Origin of the sequence: Serratia sp. SCBI (assembly GCF_000747565.1) — a bacterium.
Taxonomy (GTDB): Bacteria; Pseudomonadota; Gammaproteobacteria; order Enterobacterales; family Enterobacteriaceae; genus Serratia; species Serratia ureilytica.
Window position 1 is genome coordinate 822,089 of sequence record NZ_CP003424.1, and the last position, 13,183, is coordinate 835,271.

Here is a 13,183-nt window from a genome sequence, read left to right on the forward strand (position 1 = left end):
AAAACCCGCCGCAGCGGGTTTTAGCAGAAGCGAGCGTTACATCTGTTGCGTCGCCGCGGTCACCGGCGAACCGCCGCCTTTCTTGCGCACCCACAGCCAGTAAGCCACGGTGAGTAAAGCGATCCACACCAACCCGACGTACAGCGCGATGCGGCTCTCTTCGAAATAGCCGAGCAGGCCGATGACGAACGCCATAAAGGCGGTCGCCAATGCCGGCGCCACCGGCCACCACGGCACCGGGAAGCTCAACTGGCGCGTTTCTTCCGGCGACAGCGTGCGGCGCATGACGATCTGCGACAGCAGGATCATCAGCCACACCCAGACGGTGGCGAAGGTGGCGATCGAAGCGATGATCATGAAGACCTTCTCCGGGATCAGGTAGTTGAGCACCACCGCCAACAGCAGGGCGACCGACATCACCAGCACCGTCATCCACGGCACGCCGCTGGCGGTCAGTTTGGTGAAGCTGCGCGGCGCCTGGCCGTCCTGCGCCATGCCGTACATCATGCGGCCGGCGCCGAAGATATCGCTGTTGATGGCCGAAATGGCGGCGGTGATCACTACCACGTTCAGCACGTTGGCGGCGGAGCTGATGCCGAGGTTGCTGAAGATATCAACGAACGGGCTGCCGTTCTGGCCGATGCTGTTCCACGGATAGATAGCCATCAGCACCGTCAGCGTCAGCACGTAAAACAGCAGGATGCGCACCGGCACGGCGTTGATCGCCTTCGGCAGCACTTTGGCGGGGTCTTTCGCCTCGCTGGCGGTAATGCCGATGATCTCGATGCCGCCGAAGGCGAACATCACCACTGCCAATGACGCGACCACGCCGCCGATGCCGTTAGGCATAAAGCCGCCGTGTTGCCACAGGTTGCTGATGCCGGTGGCGTGCTGGGTTTGCCCGAAACCGAACAGCATCACCGCTGCACCGCCGACGATCATCGCCACGATGGCGGCGACCTTGACCAGCGACAGCCAGAACTCCAGCTCGCCGAAGACCTTGACGCTGCACAGGTTGAGCGCGCCGATAAACAGGATGATGCTGAGCACCCAAACCCACTGAGCGACGTCCGGGAACCACAGCCCCATATAGATGCCGAAGGCGGTGACGTCCGCCAGGGCGACGATCACCATTTCGAAGGTGTAGGTCCAGCCGGTGAGGAACCCGGCCAGCGGGCCGAGATAGTGGCTGGCGTAGTGGCCGAACGAGCCGGAAACCGGCTGATGCACCGCCATTTCACCCAGCGCGCGCATCACCATGAATACCGCCGCGCCGCCCACCAGATAGGCCAGCAGCACCGCCGGGCCGGCCAGTTGGATGGCGCCGGCGGAGCCGTAGAACAGGCCGGTGCCGATCGCCGAGCCGAGAGCCATGAAACGGATATGCCGCGCGTTTAGTCCGCGTCTGAGTTGTGTCGTTTCGTTACGCATGTTGTTTCCCGTTAAGTGTTTGCCGAACAGGCACGCGCTGCCCGCACCGGGTGGAACGCACCCGGCGTGGCAGAACAAACTGCGTGATTCAGTGTGTGATGATTATGCCTGGCTAGGCAGCAGCGCCGCAGGCAGCAGCGATGTCAGGTGACCGGCCGCCAAGAGTTGGCTGGCGGCTTCAATGTCGGGGGCGAAGAAACGATCCTTGTCGTAGAAACTGACATGCTCGCGCAGCAGACGGCGCGCCTGCTCCAGACCTTCCGAGGTCTTCAGGCCGTTGCGGAAATCCAGGCCCTGGCAGGCGGCCAGCCATTCGACCGCCAGAATGCCGCGCACGTTGTCCGCCATGCTCCACAGACGGCGACCGGCGGCCGGCGCCATGGAGACGTGGTCTTCCTGGTTGGCGGAGGTCGGGATGCTGTCGACGCTTGACGGATGCGCCAGCGCTTTGTTTTCGCTGGCCAGCGCCGCGGCGGTGACCTGAGCGATCATGAAGCCGGAGTTCACGCCGCCGTTTTCCACCAGGAACGGCGGCAGTTGCGACATGTGTTTGTCCATCATCAGCGAGATGCGGCGCTCGGACAGTGAACCGATTTCGGCGAACGCCAGCGCCAGGTTATCGGCGGCCATCGCCACCGGTTCAGCATGGAAGTTGCCGCCGGACAGCACGTCACCCTGCTCGGCGAACACCAGCGGGTTATCGGAGACGGCGTTGGCTTCTATCTCCAGCACCTCGGCGGCCTGGCGGATCTGCGTCAGGCAGGCGCCCATCACCTGCGGCTGACAGCGCAGGGAGTAAGGATCCTGCACTTTTTCGCAGTTGCGGTGCGAGTCGGAGACTTCGCTGCGCGCACCGAGCAGGTGGCGGTAGGCGAGGGCGGCGTCGATCTGGCCGCGCTGGCCGCGCACCTCATGGATACGCGCATCGAACGGGCTGCGGGAGCCCAGCGCCGCTTCCACCGTCAGGCTGCCCGCCACGGTCGCGGCGGCGAACAGGTCTTCCGCGTCGAACAGGCCGCGCAGCGCGAAGGCGGCGGAGACCTGGGTGCCGTTCAGCAGCGCCAGGCCCTCTTTCGCCGCCAGCGTCAGCGGTTTCAGACCGGCCTTGGCCAGCGCTTCGGTCGCCGGCAGCCATTGGCCCTGATGACGCGCCTGGCCTTCGCCCAGCAGCACCAGGCTCATGTGCGCCAGCGGCGCCAGGTCGCCGGAGGCGCCGACCGAGCCCTTCAGCGGGATATGCGGATAAACTTCGGCGTTGACCAGCGCGATCAGCGCCTGGATGACTTCCAGACGAATGCCGGAGAAGCCGCGAGACAGGCTGTTGATTTTCAGCACCATGATCAGGCGCACCAGATTGTCGTCGGTGGGTTCGCCCACGCCGGCGGCGTGTGACAGCACGATCGAACGCTGCAGGTTTTCCAAATCGTCGCGGGCGATGCGGGTCGAAGCCAGCAGGCCAAACCCGGTGTTGATGCCGTAAGTGGTGCGGTTTTCTTCAACGATGCGTTCCACGCAGGCCACGCTCTGCTGGATAGGGCCGTAGGCGTTGTCGTCCAGCGTCAGCGTCACCGGGTGTTGATACACGTCGCGTAGCTGGGCCAGCGTCAGTTTGCCTGGGCGAATAGTCAGCGCTTTCATGCTTTTTCTCCTTGGGTCGCGGCAACCATCGGCAGGTTCAGGCCTTGCTCACGGGCGCAGTCGATAGCGATATCGTAACCGGCGTCGGCGTGACGCATGACCCCGGTAGCCGGGTCATTGTGCAGGACGCGGGCGATGCGCTCGGCGGCTTCGTCGGTGCCGTCGCAGACGATCACCATGCCGGAGTGTTGGGAGAAGCCCATGCCGACGCCGCCGCCGTGGTGCAGGGAAACCCAGGTGGCGCCGCTGGCGGTATTCAGCAGCGCGTTCAGCAGCGGCCAGTCGGAAACGGCATCTGAGCCGTCTTTCATCGCTTCGGTTTCACGGTTCGGGCTGGAAACGGAGCCGGAATCCAGATGGTCGCGGCCGATGACGATCGGGGCGGACAGTTCGCCGCGGCGCACCATCTCGTTGAACGCCAGGCCCAGCTTGGCGCGCTGGCCGAGGCCAACCCAGCAGATGCGCGCCGGCAGGCCCTGGAAGCTGATGCGCTCGCGCGCCATGTCCAGCCAGCGGTGCAGGTGCTCGTCATCCGGGATCAGCTCTTTCACCATTGCGTCGGTTTTGTAGATGTCCTGCGGATCGCCGGACAGCGCCGCCCAGCGGAACGGCCCGATGCCGCGGCAGAACAGCGGACGGATGTAGGCCGGCACGAAGCCCGGGAAGTCGAAGGCGTTGTCGACGCCGGTTTCTTTCGCCATCTGGCGAATGTTGTTGCCGTAGTCGAAGGTCGGCACGCCCATCTGCTGGAACGCCAGCATGGCTTTGACGTGATCGGCCATCGATTGCTTGGCGGCGGCGACCACTTTGGCCGGCTCGGTTTGCGCGCGCTGGCGATACTCTTCCCAGCTCCAGCCCTTCGGCAGGTAGCCGTTCAGCGGATCGTGGGCGCTGGTCTGGTCGGTGACCATGTCCGGGCGCACGCCGCGGCGCACCAGCTCAGGCAGGATTTCCGCCGCGTTGCCGCACAGAGCGATGGAGATGGCTTTGCCTTCTGAGGTGTATTTCTTGATGCGGGCCAGCGCGTCGTCCAGATCTTTGGCCTGCTCATCGACGTAGCGGGTTTTCAGACGGAAATCGATGCGGCTCTGCTGACATTCGATGTTCAGCGAGCAGGCGCCCGCCAGCGTCGCGGCCAGCGGCTGCGCGCCGCCCATGCCGCCCAGACCGGCGGTCAGCACCCAGCGCCCCTGCAGGCTGCCGTCGTAGTGCTGGCGGCCCGCTTCGACGAAGGTTTCATAGGTGCCCTGAACGATGCCCTGGCTGCCGATGTAGATCCAGCTGCCGGCGGTCATCTGGCCGTACATCGCCAGGCCTTTGGCGTCCAGCTCGTTGAAGTGTTCCCAGGTTGCCCAGTGCGGCACCAGGTTGGAGTTGGCGATCAGCACGCGCGGCGCGTTGCTGTGGGTTTTGAAGACGCCGACCGGTTTGCCGGACTGCACCAGCAGGGTTTCGTCTTCTTCCAGCGTTTTCAGGGTTTCGACGATCTTGTCGTAGCAATCCCAGTCGCGCGCGGCGCGGCCGATGCCGCCGTACACCACCAGCTCGTGTGGGTTCTCCGCAACTTCAGGATCGAGGTTGTTCATCAGCATGCGTAACGGCGCTTCGGTCAGCCAGCTTTTTGCGTTTAATTGTGTGCCGCGTGGCGCGCGTACATCGACATTGCGAACTTTGTTATTTGTAGTCACAGCAGTTTCCTCAAACAGTATCGGTGCAGATTCCATGCCGCGGTGGGGATGAGTACCACGGCATAACAATGCGTAGGGCTTATTAACATATACTTGTATGTACAAGCATATGCAACACTGACCAGTTGCCGCTGAAAAGTGGCATAAGAAAAAGTTATTTTCTTTTTTATATCAGGTTGATATGCGATTTTTTTATCGCCGGTCTCAGGTACGGAAAGCCGGAGAAAAGTGAGCTGTTCGGCAAAAATGAATTAAAAATTGACTCATTTTTGGGCGGCTAGTCACAATATTTTTACAGTCTGATTACAGTTGACGGCGGAGGATAAAAAAGCCCTATCACCGCAGGAAGAAAGCCCGCCGTGGGCGGGCTTGCAAGGGTCAGGCGGCCGGCTGCAGCGTCGGTTTGCGGCTCATCTTGCACACCGTGGCGATGGCGGCGATCAGCGCCGGCACGCACAGGAACATCAGGATGCTCTGCACTTCCCACTGCATGGCCAGCAGTTGGGCGCCCATCATGGTGCCGGCGACGCCGCCGAAGCGGCCGATGCCCTGCATCCAGGCGATGCCGGTGGCGCGGCTGTGGGTCGGGTAGAAGGTCGCCGCCAGCGTTTGCAGCCCGGACTGCGCGCCGTTCATGGTGACGCCCATCAGGAAGATGAAGGCGCCCAGCAGTACTATCTGTTTATCCTCGGTGGCCATCGCCACGATCAGCAAGGCGGTGACGACAAAGCCGCTCGAGACTACTTTGTGCGCATTCCAGCGGTCCATCAACCAGCCGGCCACCAAGATGCCCAGCGTGCCGCCGAAGGTGAACAGCGAGGTGAGCATCGCCGATTGCTCCAACTGATAGCCCAATCCCTGCATCAGGATTGGCATCCAGCTCAGCAACACGTAGTAGATCACCAGCCCCATAAAGTAGGTCAGCCACAGCATCAGCGTGCCGAGCAGGTAAGGGCGGCTGAACAGCAGGCCGACGCTGGTCTTGGTCTGCGCCAGCTTCTCTTCGTACAGGTAAAAACGCGTCACGCCGTCGAGGCTCCGGCTGACGAAGCGCTGCGCGATACGCTTGATCTTCGCCGCATCCTGGCCGCGGTTAACCATATATTTAACCGACTCCGGCAGCAGCAGGATCAGCAGGACAGTCAAGACCAGCGGCGCGATGGCACCGAGCAGCAGCACGCTGTGCCAGCCGTAGTTCGGGATCAGCCACGATGAAATGGCGCCGCCGCCGGCCGCGCCCAGCGGAAAACCGCAGTACATGGTGTTGATCGCCAGCGAACGGCAGCGCTGCGGCGCGTATTCGGAGATCAAGGTAATGGCGTTGGGCATCGCCGCCCCCAGCCCGAGACCGGTGAGGAAGCGCCACAGCGTCAGGCTGTTGAGCGAACCGGCGTAGGCGGTGGCCAGGCTCGACAGGCCGAAGAACAGGCAGGAAAACACCAGTACGCGCTTGCGGCCGATGCGATCGGAGATCGGCCCGGCGATCAGCGCGCCGAGCGACAGCCCCAGCAGCGCAGCGCTCAGCACCGGCCCCAGATCCTGCTTCACGATGCCCCAGTCTTTGGCGACCGAGGGGGCGATATAGCCCATGGCGGCGGTATCGAAACCGTCGATGGCGAGGATCAGAAATCCGAGAATGATCAGTGTCCAGTGAAACAGCGAAAACTTGCTGTCGTCGATGGCCTGTTGAATGTTTAACTCGCTGGTGGAATGAGTCATGGCACCCTCTAAACGCAGATGTAGTCGTGATGGATGGAACGTGGCCGAAACTGGCGCTCGGCTTGTGTTTGCTTGTATATACATCTGCGCGTCGGCGCTTTATGTCAAATATAATTATCTTATTTGTTAACTGCGTGTTGTTTTCTGTGGAGCAGGTTGCACCGCCGATGAAAGGCCAAAGACCGGTTCACAAATTAAATGAACGCCCTTGGCGGTGAGATATGCTGACGGCGGCGCGGAGGATAAAATTTAATACAATTTTGGCCGTTTGGTCGCCGGGCCGGAATCTGCGATAATCGCTTTTTACTTTTCCAGATTGAGAAACCGATGCAGTACCCGATCAACGAGATGTTCCAAACCTTGCAGGGCGAAGGCTTTTTCACCGGCGTTCCGGCCATTTTCATCCGCCTGCAGGGCTGCCCGGTAGGGTGCAGCTGGTGCGACACCAAACATACCTGGGAAAAGGAAGCCCATCGGGAAGTCGACCTGCAACGGATCCTGGTCAAAACAGAAGAGAGCGACGCCTGGGGCAATGCCGGCGCCGAGCAGCTGTTGGCGGTGATGCGCCAACAAGGTTACACCGCGCGCCATGTGGTGATCACCGGCGGGGAACCTTGCATCTACGATCTGGCGCCGTTGACCGAGCTGTTCGAGCAGCACGGCTACCGTTGCCAGATTGAAACCAGCGGCACCCACGAAATTCGCTGCTCCGCCAACACCTGGGTGACGGTTTCGCCCAAGGTGAATATGCGCGGCGGCATGAAGGTGCTGGATCAGGCGCTGCGGCGCGCCGACGAGGTGAAGCATCCGGTGGCGCGCGAGCGCGATATCGAGGCGCTGGATGCGCTGCTGGCGACGCTGCAGGACGATAAGGCGCGCATTATCGCGCTGCAGCCGATCAGCCAGAAAGAAGAGGCGACCCGCCTGTGCATCGAAACCTGCATTGCGCGCAATTGGCGGCTGTCGATGCAGACCCACAAATATCTGAATATCGCCTGAGTTTTTTATTGGCCGCAGGCCTTCGAACGGGACGGGAGTTACGGTGAAAATTGTATCGCGTGCATTCGAGGCGGTGACGGAAGCGGAATTGCGGTCGATTCGCTCGCTGTTGTCCGACGCTTTCCCCGAGATAACCGACGGATTTTATCGGCGGCAGGTGCCGGCTTGCCTGGTGACCGCCACGGAAGGCGAGGCGATCGTCGGCCAACTGGCGGTGCATGAGCGGCCGGTGTTGATTGACGGTGAGGCCGAGGTGATCGGCATCATCGGGCTGGTGGCCGTGGCACACACGCATCGGCGCCGCGGCGTGGCCGCAAACATGCTGGTGAAGGCGCATGACTATTTGCGCAGTAAAGGGATCGCGTATTCCATACTGTTTGCGGTAAGCGAAAAGTACTATACCGGCGCCGGCTATCGGGCGATGGAAAACGAGACGGCGTTCATTGAGGATGGCGAGAGCAAAACGTTTGTCTATCGAGGGGGAATGGCGTTGAGCCTGTCGGAAAGGCCCTGGACGGCGCGGCGTCTGGATCTGCAAGGCGAGGTAGTGTGAGGGTATCTGCACATACCCTCACGGCATCAACCTTTATATACGCATCCCGCCGTACAGGTCTCTTTCACCATCACCGCAGTCAGTTCCGGTAACTGGGGCTTGAGCTGCTGCCAAATCCAGGCGGCGAGCACTTCGCTGGTGGGATTTTCCAATCCTGGAATATCGTTCAGATAATGGTGATCCAGCCGCTCCCAGATCGGGGAAAACACAGCCTTGAGCTCGGCGAAATCCATCACCCAACCGGTGTGGGGATCCACTTCACCGGTCACTTCCAGACGCACCATAAACGAATGCCCATGCAGACGGCCGCATTTGTGGCCCTCCGGCACATGTGGCAAACGGTGTGCGGCTTCAAACTGAAAATCTTTAAACAGCGTGGTTGCCATTATTACGGCCTCATTGACTCAAAAACCGCCGCATAGTACCGGAAAGCGCGTCTGCTTGCCATTTATACCGTTATGGTCTACCGCCACGGCAAACGCATCCGGTTAACACTTTTTTTGTTTGGTGTCTGCGGCACCTATCGGCTGGGGTTATGAGCCGAAATGTTGAACGGTGAAAAGATGATGAAAAAAAGTGCTTTATTTTCATCTGGATAAAAAACTTTGTTTAACGGTTTAAGCGTTATCCCTTACCAGAAAAACAGCTTAGTCATTTTGGTTATGATTTATTGCTATCCCTTATTTAATCGTTGCTATTCTGCTCGGTAACCTTACAAACTCTCCTGATCTTTTCCGCACACCCGACGCAGCGAAGAGACAGCGACTGACACTGGCGCGCGCCTGGCAGGAAAGGCGCTAAGTATAGGAAATAAGTACAGCAATGACGACTCAGGCTCCTCCAACATCTTTGCTCCCGCTGACGCCCGAACAGCTGGCACGCCTGCAGGCGACGATCGGCGACTATTCGCCGACGCAGCTGGCGTGGCTGTCCGGTTATTTTTGGGGCATGGTCAATCAACAGCCAGGAGCCGTGGCCATTGCGCCCGCCGCCCCTGCCGCCGCCGGCATCACCATCATTTCCGCTTCGCAGACCGGCAATGCGCGCCGCCTGGCGGAGCAGCTGCGCGACGATTTGCTGGCCGCCAATCTGAACGCCACGCTGATCAGCGCCGGCGACTACAAATTCAAACAGATAGCGCAAGAGCGCCTGCTGGTGATCGTCGCCTCCACGCAAGGGGAAGGCGAGCCGGCGGAAGAAGCGGTGGCGCTGCATAAATACCTGTTCTCGAAAAAGGCGCCCAAGCTGAGTGACACCGCGTTTGCGGTGTTCGGGCTGGGCGACACCTCTTATGAGAATTTCTGTCAGTCCGGTAAAGATTTCGACGCCAAGTTGGCCGAACTGGGCGCCGAGCGCCTGGTTGAGCGCGTGGATGCCGACGTGGAGTATCAGGAACTGGCCGCCGCCTGGCGCAAACAGGTGGTGTCGGTGCTGAAGGCGCGCGCGCCGGCGGAAAGCGCCGCGCCGGGCGCGTTGGCCAGCGGCGCGGTCGACCTGATCGACAGCAGCCCGTACAGCAAGGAACAACCGCTCACCGCCCAACTGGCGGTCAAGCAGAAAATTACCGGCCGCGCGTCCGATAAAGACGTGCGCCATATTGAGATCGATTTGGGCGATTCGGGCCTGCGCTACCAGCCTGGCGATGCGCTCGGCGTATGGTTCGACAACGATCCGGCGCTGGTGGACGAATTGGTGCAGCTATTGTGGCTGAAAGGCGACGAACCGGTGGAGGTGGAAGGGCAAACCCTGCCGCTGGCGCAGGCGCTGCGCAGCCATTTCGAACTGACGCAGAATACCACGCCGATCGTCGATAAATACGCCGCGCTGTCGCGCGACGAAAAGCTGATCGGTCTGTTGGCGGATAAAGCCGCGCTGCAGCAGTATGCGCACAACACGCCGATCGTCGACATGGTGCGCCAGGCGCCGGCGGATCTGAGCGCCGAACAGCTGGTCGGGCTGCTGCGTCCGCTGACGCCGCGCCTGTACTCCATCGCCTCTTCACAGGCGGAAAATGAGAACGAAGTGCACATCACCGTGGGCGTCGTGCGTTACGACATCGACGGGCGCGCTCGCAGCGGCGGCGCCTCCGGTTTCCTGGCGGATCGCCTGGAGGAGGACGGCGACGTGCGGGTGTTTATCGAGCACAACGACAACTTCCGTCTGCCGGCCAACCCGGAAACGCCGGTGATCATGATCGGCCCGGGCACCGGCATCGCGCCGTTCCGCGCCTTTATGCAGCAGCGCGACGCCGACGGCGCCGGCGGCAAAAACTGGCTGTTCTTCGGCAACCCGCACTTTACCGAAGATTTCCTGTACCAGGTTGAATGGCAGCGCTACGTGAAAGACGGCCTGCTGACCCGCATCGATCTGGCCTGGTCCCGCGACCAGCAACATAAAATATACGTACAAGACAAACTGCGCGAACAGGGCGCGGAAGTGTGGCGCTGGATTCAGGAAGGCGCGCACATTTACGTCTGCGGCGATGCCAATCGCATGGCGAAAGACGTGGAACACACATTACTGGAACTGGTGGCCGAGCACGGTGGCATGGATACCGAGCAGGCGGATGAATTTTTAAGTGAGCTGCGCCTTGAGCGCCGTTATCAGCGAGATGTTTACTGATGAGTGATAAACACCCCGGGCCTTTGGTGGTCGAAGGCAAACTGGCCGATGCGGAGCGCATGAAGAAGGAGAGCAACTTCCTGCGTGGCACCATCGCCGAAGATTTGAACGACGGCCTGACCGGCGGCTTCAACGGCGACAACTTCCTGCTGATCCGTTTTCACGGCATGTACCAGCAGGATGACCGCGACATTCGCGCCGAACGCGCCGAGCAGAAGCTGGAGCCGCGCCACGCCATGATGCTGCGTTGCCGCCTGCCGGGCGGCGTCATCAGCCCGCAGCAGTGGCTGGGCATCGACAAGTTCGCGCAGGAGAGCACGCTGTACGGCAGCATTCGCATCACCAACCGCCAAACGTTCCAGTTTCACGGCATCCTGAAAGGCAACGTCAAACCGGTGCACCAGTTGCTGAATCGCCTGGGGCTGGACGCGCTGGCGACCGCCAACGACGTGAACCGCAACGTGCTGTGCACCTCCAACCCGGTGGAGTCCGAGCTGCATCAGGAAGCCTACGAGTGGGCGAAGAAGATCTCTGAACACCTGCTGCCGCGCACCCGCGCCTATGCAGAGGTGTGGCTGGATCAGGAAAAGGTGGCCACCACCGACGAAGAGCCGATTCTGGGGCCGACCTACCTGCCGCGCAAATTCAAAACCACGGTGGTGATCCCGCCGCAGAACGACGTCGATCTGCACGCCAACGACATGAACTTCGTGGCGATCGCCGAAAACGGCAAGCTGGTGGGCTTCAACCTGCTGGTGGGCGGCGGGCTGTCCATTGAGCACGGCAACAAGAAAACCTACGCGCGGCAGGCCAGCGAGTTCGGCTACATTCCGCTCGAGCATACGTTGGCGGTGGCGGAAGCGGTGGTCACCACGCAGCGCGACTGGGGCAACCGCACCGACCGCAAGAACGCCAAGACCAAATACACGCTGGAGCGCGTCGGCGTGGACGTTTTCCGCGCCGAAGTGGAAAAGCGCGCCGGCATCACCTTCGCGCCGATCCGTCCGTATGAATTCACCGGCCGTGGCGATCGCATCGGTTGGGTGAAGGGCATCGACGATCAGTGGCATCTGACGCTGTTTATCGAGAACGGCCGCCTGCTGGACTATCCGGGGCGCCCGCTGAAGACCGGCATGGCGGAGATCGCCAAGATCCATAAAGGCGACTTCCGTCTGACGGCGAACCAAAACGTGATCATCGCCGGCGTGCCGGAAAGCGAGAAGGCCAAGATCGACGCCTTGGCGCGCGATCATGGCCTGATCGACGACCAGATCAGCGAGCAACGCAAGAACTCGATGGCCTGTGTGTCGTTCCCGACCTGCCCGCTGGCGATGGCGGAGGCCGAGCGCTTCCTGCCGCAGTTCGTCACGAAGGTTGAGGAGATCATGCATCGGCACGGGATGGGCGACGAGCATATCGTGCTGCGCATCACCGGCTGCCCGAACGGCTGCGGCCGCGCGCTGCTGGCGGAGCTGGGGCTGGTGGGCAAGGCGGTCGGCCGCTATAACCTGCATTTGGGCGGCAACCGCGAAGGCACGCGCATTCCGCGCATGTACCGCGAAAACATCAACGAAGACGAGATCCTGAGCGAGATCGACCTGTTGGTGGGGCGCTGGTCGAAGGAGCGCAACGCCGGCGAAGGCTTCGGCGACTTCACCGTTCGCGCGGGCATCGTCAAACCGGTGCTGGATCCGGCGCGAGATTTCTGGGAGTGAGGCCGGGCGGCCCCTGGGCAGAGGGGCCGCACAGGTAATTTCAAGTATCAGGAGAGACAACATGGCTGAATTCGATCTGGCGGCGCTAAACGCGTTGCCCAAATCCGGGCAGGCGCTGGCATTGGCGGTGGTCAACGGCCAGCTGGAGAGCCTCAGCGCCGAACAGCGCGTCGAATGGGCGCTGGAGCATCTGCCCGGCGAGTTTGTACTCTCGTCCAGTTTCGGCATTCAGGCGGCGGTATGTCTGCACCTGGTGACGCGTATCCGGCCGGATATCCCGGTGATCCTGACCGACACCGGTTATCTGTTCCCGGAAACCTATCGCTTTATCGATCAACTGACCGACCAGCTGAAGCTGAATCTGCAGGTGTTCCGCGCCGAACAGTCTCCCGCCTGGCAAGAGGCGCGCTATGGCAAGCTGTGGGAGCTGGGCGTGGAAGAGATTGAAAAATACAACCAGATCAACAAGGTCGAGCCGATGAACCGCGCGCTGGAGACGCTGGGCGCGCAGAGCTGGTTCGCCGGCCTGCGGCGCGAACAGTCCGGCAGCCGCGCCAATCTGCCGGTGCTGGCGGTGCAGCGTGGGGTGTTCAAGATCCTGCCGATCATCGACTGGGACAACCGCAAGATTTACCAGTATTTGACCGAACACGGGCTGAGCTACCACCCGTTGTGGGAGCAGGGTTACCTGTCGGTCGGCGATACCCACACCACCCAGAAGTGGGAGCCGGGCATGAGCGAGGAAGAGACGCGTTTCTTCGGCCTGAAGCGCGAGTGCGGCCTGCACGAAGGCTAAACGACGCGAATGACATCACAGG

10 protein-coding genes are annotated in these 13,183 nt (G+C 61.3%); 5 read left to right on the forward strand and 5 right to left on the reverse strand.

Annotated features, from left to right (window positions below):
- Positions 1-36: 36 nt before the first annotated feature.
- The 4 genes from SERRSCBI_RS03680 to SERRSCBI_RS03695 form a co-directional block, all read right to left on the reverse strand.
- Complete coding sequence (locus tag SERRSCBI_RS03680) at positions 37-1,431, reverse strand: amino acid permease (RefSeq protein ID WP_042783699.1); 1,395 nt, start codon at positions 1,429-1,431, stop codon at positions 37-39.
- A 102-nt stretch (positions 1,432-1,533) separates the two neighbouring features.
- On the reverse strand, positions 1,534-3,069 hold the full coding sequence (hutH, locus tag SERRSCBI_RS03685) for a histidine ammonia-lyase (protein ID WP_025301604.1): 1,536 nt from the start codon (positions 3,067-3,069) through the stop codon (positions 1,534-1,536).
- Entirely contained in the window at positions 3,066-4,757 is a 1,692-nt protein-coding gene (hutU, locus tag SERRSCBI_RS03690; RefSeq protein ID WP_025159649.1) for a urocanate hydratase, read from the reverse strand. The genes hutH and hutU overlap by 4 nt, the downstream gene beginning before the upstream one ends.
- Before the next feature lie 378 nt (positions 4,758-5,135).
- Positions 5,136-6,476 (reverse strand): aromatic acid/H+ symport family MFS transporter, encoded by a 1,341-nt coding sequence (locus SERRSCBI_RS03695; protein WP_033641877.1) that lies wholly within the window; start codon positions 6,474-6,476, stop codon positions 5,136-5,138.
- 327 nt (positions 6,477-6,803) lie between these two features.
- Between SERRSCBI_RS03695 and queE the strand changes: the two genes are divergently transcribed.
- Together queE and SERRSCBI_RS03705 are read left to right on the forward strand one after the other, a co-directional pair.
- The gene (gene queE / locus SERRSCBI_RS03700) at positions 6,804-7,475 is read left to right on the forward strand and encodes a 7-carboxy-7-deazaguanine synthase QueE (RefSeq protein WP_033641878.1); all 672 of its coding nucleotides are present in this window, start codon (positions 6,804-6,806) and stop codon (positions 7,473-7,475) included.
- A gap of 43 nt (positions 7,476-7,518) precedes the next feature.
- The gene (locus SERRSCBI_RS03705) at positions 7,519-8,028 is read left to right on the forward strand and encodes a GNAT family N-acetyltransferase (RefSeq protein ID WP_049866645.1); all 510 of its coding nucleotides are present in this window, start codon (positions 7,519-7,521) and stop codon (positions 8,026-8,028) included.
- Positions 8,029-8,054: 26 nt separating this feature from the next.
- On the opposite strand, the gene queD is transcribed toward SERRSCBI_RS03705, so the two are convergent.
- Positions 8,055-8,414: a 6-carboxytetrahydropterin synthase QueD gene (queD, locus tag SERRSCBI_RS03710; RefSeq protein WP_004932638.1), complete on the reverse strand. Its 360-nt coding sequence runs from the start codon at positions 8,412-8,414 to the stop codon at positions 8,055-8,057.
- A gap of 436 nt (positions 8,415-8,850) precedes the next feature.
- Between queD and cysJ the strand changes: the two genes are divergently transcribed.
- The 3 genes from cysJ (at position 8,851) to SERRSCBI_RS03725 (ending at position 13,161) form a co-directional block, all read left to right on the forward strand.
- The gene (cysJ, locus tag SERRSCBI_RS03715) at positions 8,851-10,650 is read left to right on the forward strand and encodes an NADPH-dependent assimilatory sulfite reductase flavoprotein subunit (RefSeq protein WP_033651649.1); all 1,800 of its coding nucleotides are present in this window, start codon (positions 8,851-8,853) and stop codon (positions 10,648-10,650) included.
- Entirely contained in the window at positions 10,650-12,365 is a 1,716-nt protein-coding gene (gene cysI, locus SERRSCBI_RS03720; RefSeq protein WP_042783700.1) for an assimilatory sulfite reductase (NADPH) hemoprotein subunit, read from the forward strand. The genes cysJ and cysI overlap by 1 nt, the downstream gene beginning before the upstream one ends.
- Positions 12,366-12,426: 61 nt before the next feature.
- The gene (locus tag SERRSCBI_RS03725) at positions 12,427-13,161 is read left to right on the forward strand and encodes a phosphoadenylyl-sulfate reductase (protein ID WP_042783701.1); all 735 of its coding nucleotides are present in this window, start codon (positions 12,427-12,429) and stop codon (positions 13,159-13,161) included.
- The last annotated feature ends 22 nt before the right edge of the window (positions 13,162-13,183 follow it).